The sequence below is a fragment of the Bacteroides sp. 3_1_13 genome, from assembly GCF_001185845.1.
GTDB classification, from domain to species: Bacteria; Bacteroidota; Bacteroidia; order Bacteroidales; family Bacteroidaceae; genus Bacteroides; species Bacteroides xylanisolvens.
Window position 1 is genome coordinate 2,184,034 of record NZ_KQ236956.1, and the last position, 22,393, is coordinate 2,206,426.

At 41.2% G+C, this 22,393-nt stretch carries 21 protein-coding genes and 1 pseudogene; 16 read left to right on the forward strand and 6 right to left on the reverse strand.

From position 1 onward, the window contains the following. Positions 1-5: 5 nt before the first annotated feature. The gene (locus HMPREF9009_RS21300; protein ID WP_004304892.1) at positions 6-377 is read right to left on the reverse strand and encodes a DMT family protein; all 372 of its coding nucleotides are present in this window, start codon (positions 375-377) and stop codon (positions 6-8) included. 15 nt (positions 378-392) lie between these two features. Next, complete coding sequence (locus tag HMPREF9009_RS21305; protein WP_049703204.1) at positions 393-1,139, reverse strand: PP-loop family protein; 747 nt, start codon at positions 1,137-1,139, stop codon at positions 393-395. 183 nt (positions 1,140-1,322) lie between these two features. Here HMPREF9009_RS21305 and HMPREF9009_RS21310 point away from each other — a divergent pair, with 183 nt between their 5' ends. The 4 genes from HMPREF9009_RS21310 to HMPREF9009_RS21325 all read left to right on the forward strand — a co-directional run bounded on the left by HMPREF9009_RS21310 (position 1,323) and on the right by HMPREF9009_RS21325 (position 5,293). Continuing rightward, positions 1,323-2,744 (forward strand): tetratricopeptide repeat protein, encoded by a 1,422-nt coding sequence (locus tag HMPREF9009_RS21310; RefSeq protein WP_004316480.1) that lies wholly within the window; start codon positions 1,323-1,325, stop codon positions 2,742-2,744. A 17-nt stretch (positions 2,745-2,761) separates the two neighbouring features. Continuing rightward, positions 2,762-3,232 (forward strand): NfeD family protein, encoded by a 471-nt coding sequence (locus HMPREF9009_RS21315; RefSeq protein ID WP_004316481.1) that lies wholly within the window; start codon positions 2,762-2,764, stop codon positions 3,230-3,232. 22 nt (positions 3,233-3,254) lie between these two features. Beyond that, positions 3,255-4,256, forward strand: a complete 1,002-nt coding sequence (gene floA, locus HMPREF9009_RS21320) for a flotillin-like protein FloA (RefSeq protein WP_004316484.1) — start codon at positions 3,255-3,257, stop codon at positions 4,254-4,256. 158 nt (positions 4,257-4,414) lie between these two features. Further along, positions 4,415-5,293, forward strand: coding sequence for a nucleoside phosphorylase (locus HMPREF9009_RS21325; protein WP_008021190.1), 879 nt, complete (start codon positions 4,415-4,417; stop codon positions 5,291-5,293). Between the two features lie 284 nt (positions 5,294-5,577). Here the strand turns inward: HMPREF9009_RS21325 and HMPREF9009_RS21330 are convergent, their stop codons facing one another. After that, positions 5,578-6,237 carry an NAD(P)-dependent oxidoreductase gene (locus HMPREF9009_RS21330; protein WP_118219768.1) on the reverse strand — a complete coding sequence of 220 codons (660 nt, stop codon included), beginning with the start codon at positions 6,235-6,237 and terminating at the stop codon, positions 5,578-5,580. A gap of 82 nt (positions 6,238-6,319) precedes the next feature. Beyond that, positions 6,320-8,227 (reverse strand): PAS domain-containing hybrid sensor histidine kinase/response regulator, encoded by a 1,908-nt coding sequence (locus HMPREF9009_RS21335; RefSeq protein ID WP_083444239.1) that lies wholly within the window; start codon positions 8,225-8,227, stop codon positions 6,320-6,322. A 134-nt stretch (positions 8,228-8,361) separates the two neighbouring features. Here HMPREF9009_RS21335 and mnmE point away from each other — a divergent pair, with 134 nt between their 5' ends. From mnmE to HMPREF9009_RS21360, 5 genes are all read left to right on the forward strand, one after another. Continuing rightward, entirely contained in the window at positions 8,362-9,759 is a 1,398-nt protein-coding gene (mnmE, locus tag HMPREF9009_RS21340; RefSeq protein WP_049703205.1) for a tRNA uridine-5-carboxymethylaminomethyl(34) synthesis GTPase MnmE, read from the forward strand. A gap of 249 nt (positions 9,760-10,008) precedes the next feature. After that, the gene (locus HMPREF9009_RS21345) at positions 10,009-10,914 is read left to right on the forward strand and encodes a helix-turn-helix domain-containing protein (protein WP_049703206.1); all 906 of its coding nucleotides are present in this window, start codon (positions 10,009-10,011) and stop codon (positions 10,912-10,914) included. A gap of 83 nt (positions 10,915-10,997) precedes the next feature. Next, complete coding sequence (locus tag HMPREF9009_RS21350; RefSeq protein WP_049703207.1) at positions 10,998-12,104, forward strand: site-specific integrase; 1,107 nt, start codon at positions 10,998-11,000, stop codon at positions 12,102-12,104. Positions 12,105-12,112: 8 nt separating this feature from the next. Further along, the gene (locus HMPREF9009_RS21355) at positions 12,113-12,478 is read left to right on the forward strand and encodes a lipofamily protein (RefSeq protein WP_049703420.1); all 366 of its coding nucleotides are present in this window, start codon (positions 12,113-12,115) and stop codon (positions 12,476-12,478) included. 263 nt (positions 12,479-12,741) lie between these two features. Next, on the forward strand, positions 12,742-13,635 hold the full coding sequence (locus HMPREF9009_RS21360) for a hypothetical protein (protein WP_049703421.1): 894 nt from the start codon (positions 12,742-12,744) through the stop codon (positions 13,633-13,635). Between the two features lie 11 nt (positions 13,636-13,646). On the opposite strand, the gene HMPREF9009_RS21365 is transcribed toward HMPREF9009_RS21360, so the two are convergent. After that, a complete protein-coding gene (locus HMPREF9009_RS21365) occupies positions 13,647-15,230 on the reverse strand; it encodes a reverse transcriptase/maturase family protein (RefSeq protein ID WP_083444229.1) in 1,584 nt (527 codons plus the stop codon). A 579-nt stretch (positions 15,231-15,809) separates the two neighbouring features. On the opposite strand from HMPREF9009_RS21365, the gene HMPREF9009_RS21370 reads away from it, so the two are divergent. The 6 genes from HMPREF9009_RS21370 to HMPREF9009_RS25475 all read left to right on the forward strand — a co-directional run bounded on the left by HMPREF9009_RS21370 (position 15,810) and on the right by HMPREF9009_RS25475 (position 20,538). Beyond that, positions 15,810-16,175 (forward strand): helix-turn-helix domain-containing protein, encoded by a 366-nt coding sequence (locus HMPREF9009_RS21370; protein WP_049703209.1) that lies wholly within the window; start codon positions 15,810-15,812, stop codon positions 16,173-16,175. A gap of 11 nt (positions 16,176-16,186) precedes the next feature. Then, on the forward strand, positions 16,187-17,563 hold the full coding sequence (locus HMPREF9009_RS21375) for a DUF3987 domain-containing protein (RefSeq protein ID WP_049703422.1): 1,377 nt from the start codon (positions 16,187-16,189) through the stop codon (positions 17,561-17,563). 78 nt (positions 17,564-17,641) lie between these two features. Then, complete coding sequence (locus tag HMPREF9009_RS21380; protein ID WP_049703210.1) at positions 17,642-18,727, forward strand: DUF6371 domain-containing protein; 1,086 nt, start codon at positions 17,642-17,644, stop codon at positions 18,725-18,727. A gap of 137 nt (positions 18,728-18,864) precedes the next feature. Next, positions 18,865-19,173: a MobC family plasmid mobilization relaxosome protein gene (locus tag HMPREF9009_RS21385; RefSeq protein ID WP_049703211.1), complete on the forward strand. Its 309-nt coding sequence runs from the start codon at positions 18,865-18,867 to the stop codon at positions 19,171-19,173. After that, positions 19,163-20,104, forward strand: a complete 942-nt coding sequence (locus HMPREF9009_RS21390; RefSeq protein WP_049703212.1) for a relaxase/mobilization nuclease domain-containing protein — start codon at positions 19,163-19,165, stop codon at positions 20,102-20,104. Before HMPREF9009_RS21385 ends, HMPREF9009_RS21390 begins: the two co-directional genes overlap by 11 nt. Positions 20,105-20,139: 35 nt before the next feature. Next, positions 20,140-20,538 (forward strand): hypothetical protein, encoded by a 399-nt coding sequence (locus HMPREF9009_RS25475; RefSeq protein WP_083444230.1) that lies wholly within the window; start codon positions 20,140-20,142, stop codon positions 20,536-20,538. Between the two features lie 51 nt (positions 20,539-20,589). Here HMPREF9009_RS25475 and HMPREF9009_RS21405 read toward each other — a convergent pair. After that, positions 20,590-21,330, reverse strand: a pseudogene (locus HMPREF9009_RS21405) (restriction endonuclease subunit S); the annotation flags it as partial. A 41-nt stretch (positions 21,331-21,371) separates the two neighbouring features. Between HMPREF9009_RS21405 and xerA the strand changes: the two are divergent. After that, entirely contained in the window at positions 21,372-22,364 is a 993-nt protein-coding gene (xerA, locus tag HMPREF9009_RS21410; RefSeq protein ID WP_049703213.1) for a site-specific tyrosine recombinase/integron integrase, read from the forward strand. Positions 22,365-22,393: the final 29 nt, after the last annotated feature.

Here is a 22,393-nt window from a genome sequence, read left to right on the forward strand (position 1 = left end):
AGGACTCACTTCATAAACACGAAATACACCGCCGCAATCAAACAAACGAACGCCGCCAAATGATTCCAATGTAACGCTTCACCTTTAAAGAAGATAGTAGTAAACACTGTAAAAATAACAAGTGTTATCACCTCTTGGATGACTTTCAGTTGCATCAACGAAAACGGGCCTCCATTGCCTATAAAGCCGATGCGATTAGCCGGTATCTGACAGGAATATTCAAAAAAAGCGATTGCCCAACTGAACGCAATCACACCGATCAGCGGAAGAGCAGCGAACCAACTGTACTCCTGTTTCATCTTTAAATGTCCGTACCAGGCGAATGTCATAAAGACATTGGATACGATCAGCAACAAAATGGTATAGAATCCTTTCATAATAACCTATTCAAATTAATCTATTTTATCTGGTAATAATTCTTCCTGTACATTAGTCATACTGCCCCAAAGGCTATAACGAGCTTCTGGATTCATCGCTTCCAGTTGTCGCAAAACACCTTTCATATCACTGCGGCTGGACTGCGATTCATAGGGACAATTCTTCACTTGTTTCTGATAATGGCGCAACGCTGCCAACTCTATCAAATCAGCTTCGTGAACCAGACACATCGGACGGATAATTGTCATATCAAACTTCTTCATCACCAACCGGGGCGGCATTGTACTGAATGCTCCCTGATAAGTGATATTCATCAATAAAGTTTCCAGAATATCATCCATGTGGTGACCGAGAGCGATTTTATTGCATCCGTGCTCCTTGGCAACAGTAAACAAAGCTTTCCGACGGTTCCATGAGCAGAGGAAGCAGGGAGATTTACGTGTATCGGTAGCAGGGTCAAAAGCAGTCTCATACTGTACAAAGGGAACTCCATACGCCTCGCAGTGCGCTTTCAAATATTCCGTATCACTCTGATAAGGAATATTCTTCATCACTACATGAACGGCAACGATAGAAAAACGAGGCTTATAGATACGTGCGCGTCTACCCAACAGTTCAACAAGCGCCAACGAATCTTTTCCTCCTGACAGTCCGATAAGGATTTTGTCTCCTTCTTCTATCAATCCATATTGCACCACTCCTTTGCTAAACCGCCGTTCAATGCGGCGAATGGTCTTCTCTTCTTCCGTAAATTGTGTCATATCTTTGAAAATCGGCTGCAAAAGTAAGCGAAAAGAATGATTTAAAGAAGAATTAACATAATAGAATCACTGAAAAAGGGTTTATTTCTAATAAATTTGTACTTTTGAACAATTGATAAATGGACCGGTGCCCGAAAGCAGTAATGTTTTCAATCTACCCGTCACTCATAAACGCTCAAAACGATGAAAGGAAAATATATTCTATTTTTAATTTGCAGCCTCTTCCTTTGTGAAGTATCTGCACAAACGCTGGAACAGGCACGCACCCTATTCACTAAGGGTGACTATGAAAAAGCCAAGCCTGTCTTCAAAAAGTATGCTAAATCACAACCGTCGAACGGGAATTATAACTATTGGTATGGCGTATGTTGCCTGAAAACCGGAGAAGCGGAAGAAGCTGTGAAACCTCTTGAGATAGCAGTGAAAAAACGTGTTACCAGTGGACAACTCTATCTGGGACAAGCATATAATGAAACGTATCGTTTCGAAGATGCAGTAAACTGTTTTGAAGAATATATCGCAGATTTAAGCAAACGGAAGAAATCGACGGAAGAAGCGGAGAAACTTCTGGAAAAGAGCAAAGCTGACCTCCGGATGTTGAAGGGAGTGGAAGATGTATGTATCATTGACAGCTTCGTTGTAGACAAGGCGACTTTCCTCCATGCATACAAAATTAGTGAAGAATCGGGTAAATTGTTTACCTTCAATGATTTTTTCAAGACAGAAGGAGATCATCCGGGAACTGTCTATGAAACAGAAATTGGAAATAAAATCTATTATAGCGAAAAGGGCGAGAACGGTAATCTTGACATCTTCTCAAAAAACAAATTGCTGAATGAATGGAGTGACGGACGCCCGTTACCGGGTAGCATCAACGCTTCCGGAAACGCAAATTATCCGTTCGTTCTATCGGACGGCGTCACGGTTTACTATGCCAGCGATGGTGAAGGACTGGGTGGCTACGACATCTTTGTCACCCGTTACAACACGAATACCGACACTTATCTTGTTCCGGACAATGTAGGTATGCCGTTCAATTCACCGTACAATGATTATATGTACGTCATTGACGAATACAACAATCTCGGATGGTTTGCTTCCGACCGTTTCCAACCCGAAGGAAAGGTATGTATTTATGTGTTCATTCCTAACACTTCCAAGCAGACTTATAATTATGAAGCAATGGAACAGCAACAGATTATTCGTCTGGCACAGATTCATTCGCTGAAAGAAACCTGGAAAGACAAACAAGCTGTAACCGAAGCATTGCAACGTCTGGAAGCTGCCATCAGTCATAAGCCTAAAGAACGTCGTGCGATGGACTTTGAATTTGTCATTGACGATCATACGACTTACTATCTGATGAGCGACTTTAAATCCGCAAAAGCAAAGTCACTTTTCCAGCGTTACCAGCAGATGGAGAAAGACTATTACCAGCAAGAAGAAAAGCTGAATAGCCTGCGTCAACAATATGCCGGTGCCAACCAACAGGGAAAAGAGAAAATGGCTCCTGCTATCCTCGACCTCGAAAAGCGGGTACTGCAAATGTCCGAAGAGCTGGATACTCTCGAAGTGAATGTACGCAATGCAGAAAAAACAAAATAAATTAATAACTCTGAACTATGGATATACTCATTATCGCCGTTCTCATTATTGCCGCAGTCATACTGTTTCTGGTAGAACTGTTCGTCATCCCGGGCATTAGCCTGGCCGGAATTTCTGCATTGGTTTGCATTCTTTATGCCAACTACTATGCATTTGCCAATTTAGGCATGGCAGGAGGATTTATCACTCTTGGCATATCGGCGATTGCCTGCATCGGATCATTGATTTGGTTTATGCGATCGAAGATGCTGGACAAACTGGCATTGAAAAAGGATATTGATTCGAAAGTAGACCGTAGCGCAGAAGACAGCGTTAAAGTAGGTGATACAGGAATCAGTACCACACGTCTGGCACAAATCGGTTATGCCGAAATAAACGGAAAAATTGTGGAAGTAAAATCAATAGACGGATTCCTCAATGAAAAGACTCCGATTATTGTAAGCCGCATCACCGACGGTACAATCATGGTTGAAAAACACAAAGAATAATATTCACTTAATAATAACATCAATGGAATCATCTTTCTACTTGCCTATCTTTCTGATAGCTGGAGGTATTATCTTCTTGATAATATTTTTCCATTACGTGCCGTTCTTCCTCTGGTTGTCGGCAAAAGTGTCGGGAGTTAACATCTCGCTGATACAACTATTTTTAATGCGTATACGTAACGTTCCGCCGTACATCATCGTGCCGGGAATGATCGAGGCTCACAAAGCCGGTCTGAAAAACATTACCCGTGATGAACTGGAAGCCCATTATCTGGCTGGCGGACATGTAGAAAAGGTGGTTCACGCCTTGGTATCCGCATCGAAAGCGAATATCGAATTACCTTTCCAGATGGCTACCGCTATCGACCTTGCAGGACGTGACGTATTCGAAGCTGTACAGATGTCTGTAAACCCGAAAGTGATCGACACACCTCCTGTTACGGCTGTTGCAAAAGACGGTATTCAGCTGATAGCCAAAGCACGTGTTACGGTACGTGCCAACATTCGTCAGTTGGTCGGTGGTGCAGGTGAAGATACGATCCTTGCCCGTGTAGGCGAAGGTATCGTTTCATCTATCGGTTCTTCTGAAAACCATAAATCGGTCCTTGAGAATCCGGATTCGATCTCTAAACTTGTACTTCGTAAAGGTTTGGACGCAGGAACGGCTTTCGAGATCTTGTCTATTGATATTGCGGACATCGATATAGGTAAGAACATCGGTGCTGCTCTACAAATTGACCAGGCTAACGCAGATAAGAACATCGCACAGGCAAAAGCCGAAGAGCGTCGTGCTATGGCAGTTGCTTCCGAACAGGAAATGAAAGCAAAAGCACAGGAAGCTCGTGCTAAAGTGATCGAAGCAGAGGCTGAAGTGCCTAAAGCGATGGCTGAAGCTTTCCGCAGCGGCAACCTAGGCATCATGGATTATTATCGCATGAAGAATATTGAAGCTGACACCTCCATGCGCGAGAATATCGCCAAGCCGGCAACGGGCAATGCAGGCAATCAGCCATTGAGCAAATAATCGTTCACAAACGCCGGAATCCGATTTCATTTCAGTTGTAAGACGCACTCCCCTTTTCTAAAGGAAAAAGATAGTGGCTTCTTCTGAACTTAAATCCGGTTCCGGCGTTTCTATTTATAGATACAAATCCTATTATAAAACTAAAACCCTTCAATAACATGAAAAAGTACTTTCCATCCTCTGAATTGATTATCAATGAAGACGGTTCAGTATTCCATCTTCACGTAAAGCCCGAATGGTTGGCAGACAAAGTAATTCTGGTAGGTGACCCCGGACGTGTAGCACTCGTAGCTTCTCATTTCGAAAACAAAGAATGTGAAGTGGAAAGCCGCGAATTCAAAACCATCACGGGTACTTATAAAGGTAAACGGATTACAGTGGTTTCTACAGGAATCGGTTGCGATAACATTGACATCGTGATGAATGAACTGGATGCACTCGCCAATATAGATTTTAATACCCGCGAAGAAAAGGATCAGTTCCGCCAGCTGGAATTAGTACGTATCGGCACATGTGGCGGCTTACAGCCCAACACTCCTGTCGGAACATTTGTGTGTTCGCAGAAGTCTATCGGCTTTGACGGATTGCTGAATTTCTATGCCGGACGAAATGCTGTATGCGACTTACCTTTTGAGCGTGCGTTCCTCAATCACATGGGTTGGTCGGGAAATATGTGCGCGCCTGCTCCTTATGTCATTGATGCCAGCGAAGAACTGATTGACCGGATTGCCAAAGAGGACATGGTACGTGGAGTAACAATCGCTGCCGGAGGTTTCTTTGGTCCGCAGGGACGTGAACTTCGTGTTCCATTGGCAGACCCGAAACAGAATGATAAAATTGAATCTTTCGAATATAAAGGCTATAAGATTACCAACTTCGAAATGGAAAGTTCGGCTTTGGCAGGACTTAGCCGGTTGATGGGGCACAAGGCTATGACCGTCTGCATGGTGATAGCCAACCGACTTATTAAAGAGGCCAATACAGGATATAAAAATACAATTGATACACTGATTAAAACTGTACTTGACAGAATATAGAGCTACGTTCTTCTGAAAGAATAAAAATGTAATCGTTAGAATAGAATTATAGAGCTGCCTAACGAGTTCTAAATATTGAAATTCCCCCACGCTACAAATAGTTATAGCGTGGGGGAAATTCTTAATAAGGGACTTGTTAGACAGTCCATTTTTATCATTTAGCCTATCTTCAACATAGTATCACTATGACGCCGTGATAGTAACGCTATAATACGATTATAGTGACATTATCCGAGAAGGATAGCGTCACTTTATCACACAATTATTTTTAATCTGATTTTTTATCAATAACCAATCGTAAATCTCTCCTGATGATGTTTCGGATATTCCAATTCATCAATCATTGCGGCAGCGTAATCTTCGACAGAGATATGGCTGTTTCCTACGATGTCTACAATCATATCATCTTTTCCCAACCGATAACGTCCTGTACGCACTCCCGGACGCATATCTGCTGCCGGAGAGAAGAACACCCAGTCTATTTCTTTCTCTTTCTTCAAGAAGTTCAGATAAAACTCTCCTAAGGCTTTCACTCCCGGCAATATATTTTCGGGCACTTCGCCGGAATCCATCAAACGCAAGCACGGAGCGATAAATAAAGAACCGGCACCACCAACCATCAGAAAACGATTGACGCCAGCCTTCTTCACTCCATCAATTATAGTCAGATAAACTTTAATGGTTTCATCGTATATATCAGGATTATTCCATCCCGGATTGAACGCACTAACAACGGCATCCGCGCCTTTACAAACGTCGGCCACTTCATCAAGCACGGCTACATCGGCTTTCACCACTTTCAGATTTTCATTCTCTATCTTTATCTTTTCCGGATTACGAACTACTGCTGTAACTTCGAAACCACGATTCAAAGCCTCATTCAGAAGAGCAGAACCAACAAAGCCACTTGCTCCGATAAGGACTATCTTTTTCACTTTCTCCATATTCAAATCTATTATAATGTTACTACTATTATAATAGTAACACTACAATATTCAGAATGTTGGTTCTCTTTTAGAAAATTAATTATCCGATATAAGATTCTATCGTCTCTCTTAGCCTCTCCAAAGAATAGGGTTTTGAAATAACGGCGTTACATCCGGCTTGAATAGCCTGTTGCTGTTCGGTATAGAAAGCATACGCAGTCACTGCAATAATAGGCACGGTCAAAGAAATCGTACGGATCTTTTCAGTAGCCTGAATACCGTCCATCACCGGCATACGAATATCCATCAGTATCAAATCCGGGCTTTCACGGATGAAACTATTGATAGCCTCCTGCCCATTGCGTACCCATGAGATAATATATTCTTTATTCAGAAGAATGTTTAGTTGAGCAAAGTTCGACTCTATATCTTCCACTACCAATATCTTTTTACGTTTATCCGCTTCAACATCCTTTTTATGCGGAAGTCTTCTTTCAACAACTTCTTTCGGTACTTCCTGATAAGGCAAATAGAGTGCAAACGTACTCCCCTGCCCCAATTCTGAAGTTACCTCGATGCGCCCGCCCAGACGTTCCACGATACTTTTACAGATTGAGAGTCCCAGCCCGGTACCTTGTACGAAGTCATTCAGTTTCTCAAAACGGGTAAAAATTTGCGGGAGCTTCTCTTTGGATATTCCGCAACCTGTATCGCTAACAAATAGTTTCAGCCAGGGGCCTTCATGTTTCAGCCCTAATGTAATAGTTCCCTTTTCCGTATTTTTAATGGCATTCGAAAGGAAGTTGAACAAGACCTGCATCACCCGGTTTCGGTCGGTAGAAGTCCAGTATTCTCCTTCCGGGCGAATCACATTCAACTCTACGCTTGACTTCATCTTCAACTGGTGCACTTTCTCCACTTCTTCCACCAAACTTGCAATCTCTACCTGTTGGAAATGCATCTCCGACTTTCCGGATTCAATACGGGACAAGTCCAAAATATCATTGATTAACTGCAACAACAAGTTACTGTTTCTCTGGATTATTTCCAGATACTCCATTTTTTCTTCTTCACTCTCTGTCACCGCGATAATCTCCGAGAAACCAACAATAGCATTCAACGGGGTACGAATCTCATGGCTCATATTTGCCAAAAAGACCGACTTCATCTTATCGGCATCTTCCGCACGACGTTTAGCTTCGATCAATTCCTGCGAACGCTGAATCCGGTCTCCGATATCATGTATCAGCGCAAGTACTCTGTTTCCTTCGAATGGGGCGATACGTGCCTGAAAATAATGCAGACTTCCATCCACTTCAAGGGGATATTCTATTTCCTTCAACTTACCGTCACGCAAACATTCCCGGATGTTACAAAGAAACAGGTCACTGACCTCCGGTGAATAAATAGATCGTCCGTCTGCTCCGCGCAACACTTCCACAGGATGAAGCAAGATTGTCCCCGGTGCCATCAGGACATCGGTAATGAAAAAGTTATCATCAAAGATAAATATGAATTCCGGCAGTGCTTCAATAATTTTACGGTTGTATTCTTCCAGATATTTGATATGTTGCTCCTTTTCGCATTGTGAGGTGACGTTCACCGTATATGCCAGCAGTTTGCCCGGATGACTTTTGCAACTTTCTTTGTAGGACAGAAAATGATCTTCCAGCCAAATCACTTCCCCTTGTTCGCCCATACAACGAACTCTTATTTGTGAGGTCTTAGACTCTGATGAAAGCATTTCTGCAAATGCCTGTTGATAGGATTCAGCATCTTCCGGATGGATAAACCGATAAAAATCATCAATGTCCTCAAAAATGATTCCGGTATCCTTCAATCCGAGTGTAGAGAAATAATCGTCTGAAAAGGAGCATTTGCCCGTAATGATATCATACTCCCATAAAGCTATTTGATGGGCTGCAAGCACAGAAAGTATTTCCTGATAGTTTTCCCGTATGAGTTCGCTTTTCTCATTCGGAGAATATAAATTGATCGCTGGTTCCATAAGCATTATTGTTTTATTTTGTTTGGTGTACCACTGCACGGCAGCAAATATAAACAAATAAAGCACAAGTTGTGCTCAATTTTCCATTTTTTACTTAGAAACAATTATCTTTGCTCATCCAAAAAGAAAAAACAATGAATCAAGATACGATCTGCGCTATCGCTACCGCCCAGGGCGGTGCTATCGGAAGCATCCGCGTTTCCGGTCCGGAAGCTATTTCTATCACCGGCAGCATATTCAAGCCCACCAAGACTGGCAAATTATTGAGTGAGCAAAAACCATATACTTTGACATTCGGACGTATTTATGACGGGGACGAGATTATTGACGAAGTGCTCGTCAGTCTTTTCCGTGCTCCTCATTCATACACAGGAGAAGATAGTACGGAAATCACGTGCCATGGTTCTTCTTATATTCTTCAACAGGTGATGCAGTTGCTTATCAAAAACGGTTGCCGCATGGCCCAACCGGGAGAGTATACACAACGTGCTTTTCTCAATGGAAAGATGGATTTAAGTCAGGCAGAGGCTGTGGCGGACTTGATCGCTTCTTCATCTGCTGCCACCCATCGTTTGGCTATGAGCCAGATGCGAGGTGGTTTCAGCAGAGAATTGACGGAGTTACGTAACAAATTGCTGAATTTCACCTCTATGATTGAACTGGAGTTGGATTTCAGCGAAGAGGATGTTGAATTTGCCGATCGTTCAGCATTAAGGAAGCTAGCAGATGAAATCGAACAGGTCATTTCGCGGTTGGCTCATTCTTTTAGTGTTGGTAATGCTATTAAGAACGGGGTCCCTGTAGCTATTATCGGTGAAACGAATGCCGGAAAATCGACTTTACTGAATGTATTATTGAATGAGGACAAAGCGATTGTCAGTGATGTCCACGGGACAACGCGTGATGTGATCGAAGATACTATCAACATCGGAGGAATCACTTTTCGATTCATTGATACTGCCGGAATCCGGGAAACCAATGATACGATCGAAAGTCTCGGTATCGAACGTACTTTCCAAAAGTTAGATCAGGCAGAGATTGTCCTTTGGATGGTAGATGCCGTGAATGCTGCCTCTCAAATCGAACAGTTATCAGAGAAGATTATTCCGCGTTGTGAAGGAAAGCATTTGATTGTTGTATTCAATAAGGCTGATTTAATCGAAGACAAGCAAAAAGAGAATTTACAGTCTCTATTAAAAGACTTTTCTAAAGAAGCTACGGAATCTATTTTCATCTCGGCCAAACAACGAGAGAACACAAGTGAACTGCAAAAAATGCTTATTGACACCGCACACTTGCCTACAGTGACACAAAATGATATTATTGTGACAAATGTAAGGCATTACGAAGCTTTAAATAAAGCTTTGGAAGCTATTCATAGAGTACAAAACGGACTTGATTCGCAGATTTCCGGGGATTTTCTTTCGCAAGACATACGAGAGTGTATCTTCTTTATTTCGGACATCGCTGGTGAAGTTACGAATGATATGGTGCTTCAGAATATCTTTCAACATTTTTGCATAGGCAAGTAAGTGGTGATTACCAACGGTTAGCATATATCATCAATGATTATTAAGGCGTTCATTTTGAGCGCCTTTCTTTTTAGCCTTATAAGCGATGGTTATCGTTTATAGGGCTTTTTCAGCTCATTTTTGTACCGTATTTGTTGCTCGCTTGTTACTCTCCGATTTTAGGTCGGAAAGGTCGTGGATACACTGGTATGTCATGGTACGTGGTAGTACGCGATGAAACAGATTTGGCGAAATAAACGGATAAATAAAATGAGTAGTAGAATCGACATTCAGAAAAGATGTAAGTGGTGCAACGCTGTTTTCACAGCTCATAAGACTACCACAGAGTATTGTTCACACCGATGTGCCAACCTTGCCTACAAAGACAGGGTTAGAAAACAACGCATCGAAAGTCTGCAACATGAACTTGGGAAAAGTATCAAGACACCTCCCAACTTAAACAACAAAGAGTATCTTACTCCGTCAGAAGTAGCCGAATTATTAAATATCGGGCGCACTTCCATATATCGCTATATCCGCAATGGTGTAATCAAGGTAATCCGATTTGAAAGGAAAACCCTTGTTCGCAGAGCTGACATAGAAGATATGACAGACTTTATTGTTCAAGAAACAGAGGACAAACAACCAAAAGAGAAAGTCCCTATCATCGACTTCTATACTACAGCCGAAGTGAAAGAGAAATACCATGTAAACGAATCATGGATATTTGCGGTAGCCAAAAAGAACAACATTCCTCGCACTTTCAATCGTGGTAAGACCTACTGGAGCAAGAAGCACATGGATGCTTACTTTGCCAAGAAAGCTCCGAATCCCGACATTACCGAATGGTATAGTACCCAAGAAATGCAGGAGAAATTCGGCATGACTTTATCTGCTATCTACACTTTCGTTTCCAAGAATGCCATCCCGAAGAAGAAAGAAGGTATCATGGTGTACTATTCCAAGAAGCATGTGGATATAGCCAAAGGCGTGGCAGCACCCGAAGAACCGCAGTATTATACGGTAGCCGAAGCAATGGAGAAGTTCAATCTCACCCGTGACCAACTCTATCATTATGCGAAGTATCATAATATCCCAAAGGTCAAGAAGGGCAAATACACGCTTATCTCCAAGCCCGAACTAGATAAATTGCTTGAAGCCCCAAAGATTGAATAAGTTATTTATCGGTGAATGTAGCCACCATTGAATCACCATATTCCTTTGCAAAAACAAATGTAAAACTCTAAATATTAAACAGTATGACACACACATGTACAAAAGTAACAGTTCGTCAGAGAGCGATTCGGAATAATCGCATCTCCTTGTATCTGGATTATTATCCGGCAGTCCGTAACCCAGAAACCATGCAGATGAGTCGTCGGGAATATCTCGGCATTTACATCTATGCCCACCCCAAAAACGAAATGGAAAGGGAGTTCAACAACGATATGTTGAACAAAGCAGAGGCTATTCGTTGTATTAGAGTACAGTCGCTTATCAATGAAGAGTTCGGCTTCTTGGACAAGACAAAGCAGAAAGCTGACTTCCTCGCCTACTTCAAAAAGATGTGCCGAAGCAAAGACCAGAAATGGACGTTTGTCTATCAGCATTTCTATAACTTCGTCAAAGGGCAGTGTACCTTTGGCGAGGTCACTGTGGACTTGTGCAAGAAGTTCCGTGAATACTTGTTGAATGCCAAGCAGCTCAAACACAGCAATCGTCCCATATCCCTCAATTCAGCATCCGGCTACTACTCCACTTTCAGAGGATTGTTGAAAATTGCCTACCGAGACAAATGGCTTCGGGAAAATATCAATGACTATCTTGACAAGATTGAACCGCAAGATGTGAAGAAAGAGTATCTGACACTGGATGAAGTGAAACAGCTTGCCGCCACTCCTTGTGACATCCCCGTTCTGAAAGCCGCTTCTTTGTTTGCTTGTCTGACAGGTTTGCGCATCAGCGATATTCTCAATCTTCAATGGGAAGACTTCGCCATTGCTCCCGACCAAGGCTATTGCTTACGTATCAGAACACAGAAAACCCAAACGGAAGCGACACTCCCTATCAGTTACGAAGCCTACGAACTATGCGGAACCCCCGACACAGGAAAGGTATTCAAGGGATTAAAGCGAAGCATGATTAACTATCCGCCGAAGAACTGGCTCAAAAAAGCAGGAATAACGAAGCCGATAACCTTTCACGGATTTCGTCACTCCTATGCAGTCATACAAATCTCTTTAGGTACAGATATTTACACAGTATCAAAGATGCTAACTCACAAGAACGTTTCCACTACTCAAATCTACGCAGATTTGGTCAATGTGAAGAAACGAGAGACAGCCAATAAGATTTCATTAAAATGAGTATAACCATGAAACGAGGAATCATAACAAACAACGGACAAGGCATCCATATCTTTGATGGCGAAGTATGGATGACCACTTGGGAGATTGCCGACTTGTTCTATACAACGGCTGGAGTAATCAATTCTCGCATAAAAGCGATATTGAAAGCCAATATCTTAAAGGAGTATGAAGTCTGCCGATGTATCAGATTAGAGAATGGGAATTATGCCGATGTGTATAATCTCAATATGATTATAGCCCTATCCTATCAAATAGACACGGGACATTCCACTACATTCAGAAAATGGCTAATAAGCAAGGTCGTTCATAAGCAGAACTGCAACATCCTACTATACCTTAATGAAGGGGCGAACAGTACATTGTATTGCTAATAAAAACAACCTTTCAATCATCAGATTATCTGCATTGTTTAGTCAGAAACGATGCAGATAATCTTTATTTAAAGGTACACAACCCCATTGTACCAACTATTTTCACCGAAAATAAAGAATTTCACAACACGCTTATTATAAGGCATGTAACGTAGTGAAATGTGATGAAATATATTGTCAAGAGTCCGTTGGCAAGCAAAACTATGGATTTTCCCAAAAATAAATCCTATATATTTGCAGCAGAACGATTAACATATATCATTATGGAGCAGAAAAAGATAGAACATATTACCTTGCATCTGATTGTTTTCGGAACAATCGTCATCATTGGTGTTTTAGCCCGTCAAACCGTACTACACTATGGTTGGGACGAGTTCAGCAGCTACCTTATTTTTATGGTATGCTCCATTGTCATTGGAGCAATCTATCTTAATCTGCAAATGGTATTCAGACAACTCCTTTCACCGACAATAGAGAAGTGCTTTATGAGGTTTGAATGCTACCGCAATAAGGTTATAGTGGTAGAAGCTCCAGTGGTACACTCGGAACTAGCCGAAAGCACCCAGAATTCAGAACTTATCATTTCTGAGCCTGAGCCCGAAATTGAAATAGAAACTACATCTGACACAACAGAAGAAGTTTCTAATCCATCGTGTTCCGAACTCAACGAAGACGTGGCAGAACTTCCAAAGGAAGAAGCCACACCTTCTACCATCAATAATATACCCATCGAAGAATCCAATCAGCCAACAGAATACGAGATATTCCGTGCCAACGCTATGGCTGAAAAGGAACGGACATCGCAAGAAAAATTAGATAAGGTTCTCGCATATACGAAACGAAACTTGGTTCTCTACCTTAGCGAAACTGACCTCAATCGTTTATGTGGATATATTACAGAATACTACCTATCCGATTCCCTGCCTAAAGTTGAGCAGATAAAGGTTGATGCTCAATTAAAAACCATTGACATCATGCACTTTGGATGGAATATTGGCAAAGCATTTGGCAAGCCACGTTTACAGACTGCCACATTCATAAAGAGGGTATTTGCTCACACCCTCCGTAATTCGGAAATATCTACCATTGAACGTAAAATGTCGCACACAGAATCAGAGTGTAAGATTAAACTGGATAGAAAGATATTAGCCAAATGAGACAATAGTTACTATGGCTTACGAGTCGTAATCTCTTTATATGCTTGTTTTTTTAACATATGGAATTTTTTCCAAACTTTCCTATATTGTTTAACGATATTATCACCCTGATTTATTTCCTTCATAACAGCATTTGCTTTATTTAAATAACTAATAAAATTACCCCAATCATAAAATGTAGTTCGTTTATACCCTGTCGGACTACTACAATCTGCAATCCATTTTAACCTTCGTTTTGACCCCAAATGTGTAAATCTTTTATATAACCGTCTTTCAAATAATGAGTTTGATGGAATATGTGCCTGTTTTGCGAAGTGAATACCTCTTCTAAAAGAACGTTTCATGTTCCTATAAAATTTAGAGAATCCGGAAGCTTTGACTTTAACCTTATCTCCTTCAAATACAAACCCTAAATACTCTAACTGCTTATTGGTATGTACAACTCCATCTTTAACAATCCCCCCTACCAAAGCATTGTTATGGTCTAACTCATAACGATAAACATGAGTCTTTGATTCCTGAATTTCCAAATGCGCTTTATATTCGACCTCTTCACGTATTAGGTCGTAGAAATATTTTTCATCCTCCTGATTACAAATAAGAATTAAATCATCACTATATCTTTGATAATACACATTCTTATACGGTTTTGATGCTCCTTCATAAATCTTTACATCAAAATCAAGCATATAAATATTAGCTAGTGTTGCACTAAGTGGTGTCCCTTGTGGTATTCCTCTTTTATTTTGTTTACCTTGTTTCTCTCTAATTTGTTTGTTAAATGGTTTATCTACTCTGATTAGGTCAGTAGCCTCTCTGAAAAATTCATCAGCATAACAATATGCTACAACATTCTCATGCCGCAAATGATATATCTTACTAACGTATTTACGTTTTAGCTCTACACTACTTGCATCATTGGGTTTATGGCGTTCAACTATCAATTTATGCTGAAACCTCTTAAACAACTCATTTTCATTAACATATTTATAATCAACAAGATTTTTGTAAATTTTATAATGATCTGCTGGTAAATCTTCAACATTCAAAACCTTTTTCCATTGCTTGTGCAATAATCTGTGGTCAAGATTATCAAAGAAAGATGTAACATCAGCAACAATTACTGATAACCTGCGATGCCTATTATTTCTAATAAATAGAAACGCATCAGCCGCAAACTCAATATTACATTTGTTACCCTCCAACAAATCGTTTTTAGGAATCTTACGATACGCTACCGCAACAGAAGCATAATCCTTGTCAGATAAATATTTTTCATATGCTTGCGTCAAAATATCATTATAGTAGCTATATATAATTGAATCAAGATGTGAAGGATAATATATATGACGCTCTTTTTTACCTTTATTTGTTCGTATTCGTTTTCCACTTGAATTTTTGAGTGCAGATTCATCTGGTCTGAATTTTCTCTGAGTCAGCACTCTATGTAATAATGGAACAAACTTATGTCGAACTATATTTTGAGAATCTATAACATAATTTTCTACCCAAACCCTATCTTTTGAACTAACTAGCGGTTTACCTATATGGGGATATTTTTTAAACTTAAGCCACTCTATCTGCATAGTTTTCATATTAAAGAAAGATTAAAGTTGGTCGTAGCATACCTATTGATGGATACATGCCTGATGTTGCTTCTTACTTACGTAATAGACAACGCTACTCTTTGATAGAATGAAATTCGTAACTTTGCACAGACTATCAAGTATGACAGATTGCACATTATTAGAACCTAAGATTGCTCTTCTTCTCGTTACACTCTGGACAATAAAGCTTGTTAAATTATTATCCGATGTTTGGAGAATTGGAATCACTCTTCACACGTCAGCCAAACCCTGCGTGTGGAACACGTATGTGTACTTTACATAAAACGTACCCATCGGTCTTGTCCCAACTTTAATCATTCTGTATTTATATATTATAGCACATTACGTGCCATTTACAATAATAAGATATAACATGCCAAAATTGGCAGATATACGACAAGCATGATGTCAATTTGACAGCACTACACAACGCCATTATCGTTTACTTCATCACATATCACTGTCAACCACTATCAAAAAGTTATTCGTCAGTTATATTTTGGTGAACGATTTCACCATTGAAACACCAGTTTCCTTTGCCGTCGAACAATTAAAAACGATTGGCGTATGCAAAAAGAAACAGTAACATTTGATAAGCTGCCCGAAGCGGTAGGTTATTTGACCGAACAGGTCATCGAGTTGAAAAAGATGGTAGCGGAACTCCAGCCACACCCATCTGACAAACATGTATTGGTGGAAATAGAGGATGCTTGCCGTATCATCCGAAAAGCCAAGCCTACCATATATACATTGGTACGCAAGGGGCTGCTTCCTGCCTATAAGAAAGGGAAGAAGCTCTATTTCTACGAGGACGAACTTCTGACTTGGATTGAGAACGGACGAAAAAAGACTTCCGAGCAAACATACGAGGAAATGCTTGTAAATATGCAAGGCGGTGTCCGCCATAAGCCCAAATCATCTGTGAAACTTTAATGAGTAGAGCTATGAATACATATTCTATTAATCCAACATCCATCATTGACGAAGCGGTTGATTTAAGTATGCGACTGACGGGCACTGATTTTCCAGTCAGCATATTTCCGACAAAAATCCAACGCATTATCAGTGAGGTTCACGAATGCCATAACTACCCTACCGACTACATTGCCGCAGCTATTCTTACAGCGATTGCAGTCGGCATAGGCAACACGCATCTTACCCAAATCAAGCAAGGTTGGGTAGAAAGCCCTATCCTGTATATGGCATTGATTGGACGACCGGGAGCAAACAAAAGCCATCCGCTTAGCTTTGCGATGAAACCGTTTCTGAATTATGACTACAAACAGAATCAGGAATTTGAAAAGGCTCTTGCCAAGTATGATGAGCTGATGAGTATGAGCCGTAAGGAACGAACAGAAAGCGGTGAAGAGCAATTTCCACAGGAACCAGTCCGTAAACGCTTCTTGATTTCAGATGTAACACCTGAAGGATTGAGTCTTATTCATGCGCAGAACAAACGTGGTTTATGCTTGTGGGCTGATGAATTGTCCGCTTGGTTCAAGAACTTCAACCGCTATAATAACGGTTCGGAAGAACAGTTCTGGTTATCGGTGTTTAGTGCCAAGACCACTATATCCGACCGCAAGAATGCCAAGAGTTCCATCTTCATCAAGCGACCGTATATCTCAGTTATTGGTACTATCCAAAAGAAGATTCTCAGTGAGTTGGCTAAAGGTGAACGTTCCAGCAATGGATTCATCGACCGCATTCTGTTTGTGATGCCCAATCTGCAACAGAAGGCTCGTTGGAATGACAAGGAACTGCCGGAGAACATCGAACAAGAATGGAATGCCATTATTGACAAGCTGATACAACAAGAGTATGCCCTCAATGAATTTGGAGAGATAGAACCGCATATTCTTCTCTTCACGGAGGATGCCAAAAGACGGCTTTACGAGTGGCAGCACCACTTTTCAGAATTGTGCGACCGAGAGACAAACGACACCATTGTGAGTATCTATTGCAAGTTGGAGATATACATCATCCGCTTCTGCCTGATTATCCAATTAGCACGATGGACTTGCGGAGAGTGTGATAAAACTTGTATAGACCTGTTGACAGTAAAACGAGCCATCAAACTGACAGAGTATTTCAAAGAATCCGCATTGAGCGTTCAAAACATACTCAATGAAAATGCGCTCAACAGCCAACAACAGGCGATAGTCAATCTGCTTCCTCCAGCCTTTACAACTGCCCAAGCTATACAAATAGCCGAGCAAAACGGAATGAAGGAGCGCACATTTCAACGCTTTCTCAATGACAACATCGGGACATTGTTCCGCAAAGAGAAGCATGGAGAATATTCAAAGATTAACCCGTGACATTTTTGTCGGTTTTGACACTTTCCCAGCGAAAACGACAATAACGACAAAAGTGACACACCCAAAAAGAAACATACAATGAGTACACATAGATTCATATTAGAACCCTACAAAGGTGTCAGCACTCGACACACTTGCCCGAACTGCCACCGCCAAAGATGTTTTTCCAAGTACATTGATACGGAGAAGCAAATCAAGTTTCCAGAGTACGTGGGGCGTTGTGACCATGAGCAGAAATGCGGTTATCACTTCACGCCTCGTGATTACTTTGAGCAGAACCCGTCTGAGAAAGAAAAGTTTGCGGAGAAGGAGAATAGTTTCAGGAACTATGCCCCTATTAAGGAAGCGCAACCCATAGCCACATCCTATATTGATTTGGATATAGTCAACCAATCTTTACGTGGCTATCCTGCGAACAAGTTGTTTCAGTTTCTATCGGCTCAGTTCGGAGAAACAGAAACATTGACGCTAATGAAGAGATACAAGGTTGGCACGTCCAAGTATTGGGACGGTGCAACTGTATTCTGGCAGACGGACAATCAGAATAAAGTCCGTACGGGTAAGATAATGCTTTACAATTCCGAAACAGGTAAGCGGATAAAAGAACCATACAATCATGTTACGTGGGTACACTCCATTCTGCACAAAGGTGATTACAATTTGAAGCAATGCTTCTTCGGTGAGCATCTGCTTCCTGAAGACAAAAGCCGTCCTGTCGCACTGGTCGAAAGCGAGAAAACGGCACTCATCGCTTCCTACTATCTACCGCAATTCCTATGGATAGCATCAGGTGGAAAGAACGGTTGCTTCAATGCCAACAGCCTATCCGTTCTGACAGGAAGAAACGTTGTATTATTCCCCGATTTGGGAGCGACCGAGTATTGGCAGAGCAAAATCGGTCTGATGAAAAGCTACGGAATTGAGGTGCAGATGTTCGATTATCTGGAAGCCAACGCCACCGAAAACGAGCGGAAAGAGGGGTACGACATAGCCGATTATCTGCTCAAAGTGAAGCCCGATGAAGCTATCCTCCAACAGATGATAAGGAAGAATCCTGTCTTGAAAACACTGATAGATACATTCGATTTAAAACTCGTCAGCGTACAACAAGGCACTCCACAACCGAAGGTTTCACCACCTAAGAAACGAGGTTTCAGGCTTTGAATACAGGGAGAGAAATCGAGACTTTTTTACTGTAGCAAGTTAATGTCGGTGTATTACATTTCCCTACCACTTGCTCCTCAAAAAGTCTGAGGAGGCAGCTCCTGATGGTCACAAATTATTCACTAAAAACAATTCACATGGAAAAGAAATATACAGTAACACTCCGTCTATCATACCAGCAATACGCATGGCTTGGTGCGCTTTGCAGACGGAGCAAGCAAACTCAAAGCGAAGTCATCCGTTCGCTCATCGAGAACGGTTCGGTACGTGAACGAATCACGCAAGAGCATATCCACATCATCCGGCAGCTGATTGGCGAAAGCACCAATCTTAACCAGTTGGCAAGACAGGCAAACACCTACGGTTTCTTTGCTGTTGCGGACAGATGCGAAGAAATGGCTCAGCACATTAATCAACTTATAAAACGACTAAAAGATGATAGGTAAACAAACAAAAGGAACGTCATTCGGTGGTTGCGTCCGCTATGTCCTCAAAGAGGAAAAATCAAAGCTATTGGAAGCGGTAGGAGTAGAAGGTACACCCGAACAGATGGCAGAGCAATTTGAGTTACAAGCATTACTCAATAACAAGGTAAAGAATATTGTCGGACACACCTCGCTCAACTTCTCACCGAAAGACAGTGCAAGGCTAAAGTCCGATGATGCTCTGATGCTGAGCATAGCGCATGACTATATGAAACTAATGGGTATTGAGAATACGCAATACATCATTGCCCGACATATCGACCGTGAGCATCCACATTGCCATATCGTATTCAACCGAGTGGACAATAACGGCAAGACGATTAGCGACAAGAATGATTTCCACAGGAATGAGAAAGTATGCAAAATGCTGACCGCTAAATATCGCTTGCACTTTGCCAATGGTAAAGACCATATCAAAGAGGAACGTTTGCGCCCCTACGATAAGGCAAAGCACGAGATATACAAGGCATTGAAAGAAGAACTGCCCAAAGCTCATAGTTGGGAAGACTTGAAAGATATGCTTGCAGACCGAGACATCGATATGAAATTCAAGGTCAGTCGGACTACACGGGAAATACAAGGTGTCAAGTTTGAACACAACGGTTTTTCTTTCTCCGGCTCAAAGGTCAGCCGAGAATTTAGCTATCTAAATATCGACAACCGACTGAAAGAGAATGCTTGTGCATCCTTGTTGGAGTCAGCCAAACAGGAACCCAAACAGCAGAAAGAAGAGGTGCAGCAAAGCGTTTCTCATTCCGATGATAGCTTTGGCTTCGGTCTCGGTTTGCTAAACGGCAGCTCATCCTATGATACCACTGCCACAGAAGAAGCTGAATTCAATCGCCTGATGAAAAAGAAAAAGGCTAAGCGCAAGCGAGGCTTTCATTTATAATCCACTTTTTATTAACACTTTAAATTTAATTATTTATGGAAGATTTGATTCTTGATTTCAATCTCTACTTGTGTGAGAAGTTCGGCTACAGAAACAGTTGTAGCGTGATGCAAAATGCCAATGGCTTTTGTGTGAACATCAGTGAACGTGATCTGGACTGTTACATCCGCTTCTGGGAGTATAGTTGTGGAAGAGGCAATTTCCCCGACTGGTCTATCATCATTGTGCGCAGTAACTTCAAGAAGAACCAAGAAGAAAGCCTGAAAGATTTGGCTCGCTTCTTCAAGGAGTACATGCCACGCTACGGTTACAAACACCTCTGTACAGAAGGTGATAACTACAAGTATTATCAAACACTCGGTTTAAAGCTCATCTATCGAGGAATCTTTGACCAAAACAATTATGGATTGCCGATGAAGGACTTGAATGTCTGACACATCGTTTAGAATTAAGGAGGGGACTTTTCCTCTCCTTTTCTTATATACCGATAAATCAGAATTTACCGACACTTGACCGTTCATCAACAGAGGCAGGAGTTCGTTGCGCTGCTTAATTAATTGAATGTTTTCTTCTTTGAGATTAATTATACATTGGCAAATATTAGAAACTTGCTTGTTAAAAGCTACGGCTATATCATAGTTAAATGGTACAGGGATATTCCGCATAGCATCAAGTGATAGGAATTTTTGAATACTACCTGATATGGCATTAAATTCATAATGTTTGTAGTCCCATGAAGATAAGTAAAGCCACAAGAAATACATAATATGCATACTCTTGGATGTTTTCAATAATGCCATATTTTTAATAGCAAAATTGACATTTTTCTCCGCAACAAGATACTTATTTCCAATAGTGCCAATCATAGAGAATAAAATATCATTTGTTTCAACTTGGCTTCTTTTATTAATGGCAATGTAATCTTCTGCAGAAATGTAGTATGCTGTATTATAATCTATCCCAGATGATAGCAAATGCTTTGAAGTTATTAGATAACGGCCTTCAAGTTGTTGTTTTGGTGATTCATGTGTACCATCTTTGACTGTTATTAATGAGTTTAAGGGGCGTATTTCCCACTCTTTAGGTATTTCCCTTTTCAGTTTCTCATTCCACACCATTTCGCCACCGCTCGACTTATACGGTTTGCCCTCCTCATTTGGAAAATCAAACTGCACAAACCAGTAATCGTAGAGTTGCTTCGCCATCGCCTCTAAATTCTGATTTAGCAGTCTCTTATATTATATATAAAGACATAAATATCAGAATTATGAAAGAAAACATCATTCAGGCGATAGTTGCGAAGATGCAGCGTGACTTAGATTGCCGACAAATGGCACGGCTTAAAGCTGTGCTTACATCAGAACTGCATAATGTAGAAATCATTGAAAAGAGCGATTGTGCCACACAGCAAACGCAGGAGAATGAACATCTTCTTAACTCTTTTATATCAGCCAAAAAGATAGAGGGATGTTCAGATAAGACATTAACTTACTACCGTAATACCATTGAACGGTTGTTAGTCACGCTTTCATTGGCAATTTGTCACATTACGACAACAGATATTCGTACTTATCTATCCGATTATCAAGAAGAACACCAATCGAGCAAAGTGACCATTGACAATATGCGACGCATCTTTTCCAGCTTCTTTGCATGGTTGGAAGATGAAGATTATATCGCTAAAAGCCCGGTAAGACGCATTCACAAAGTTAAGACAGATTCACTTGTAAAAGAGGTGCTTTCTGACGAACAGTTGGAGCAACTTCGAGATAGTTGCACGACCAAACGAGACCTTGCTATTATAGACTTTCTTTCATCCACGGGCATCCGTGTGGGTGAGTTGGTCAAACTGAGCCGTGAAGATATAGATTTCCACGAACGGCAGTGCGTGGTGTTCGGAAAAGGTAACAAAGAACGTGTTGTTTACTTCAACGCCCGTACCAAACTACATTTGCAACAATATCTTAATGAGCGAACAGACAGCAATCCAGCCTTATTCGTTTCCCTCAATTCGCCACACTCACGACTGACTATCAGCGGTGTGGAAGTTAGAATCAGAAAAATGGGGCAAGCCCTTTCTATGCCAAAAGTTCATCCTCACAAGTTCCGTCGTACCCTTGCAACAATGGCTATCGACAAAGGTATGCCCATTGAACAGGTACAACGTTTACTTGGTCATGTACGCATTGATACTACACTGCATTATGCCATTGTGAACCAAAACAATGTAAAGTTAGCTCATAAGAAGTATTTGGGATAATAACCGTGCTGATTTCTGCTTTAAAATTT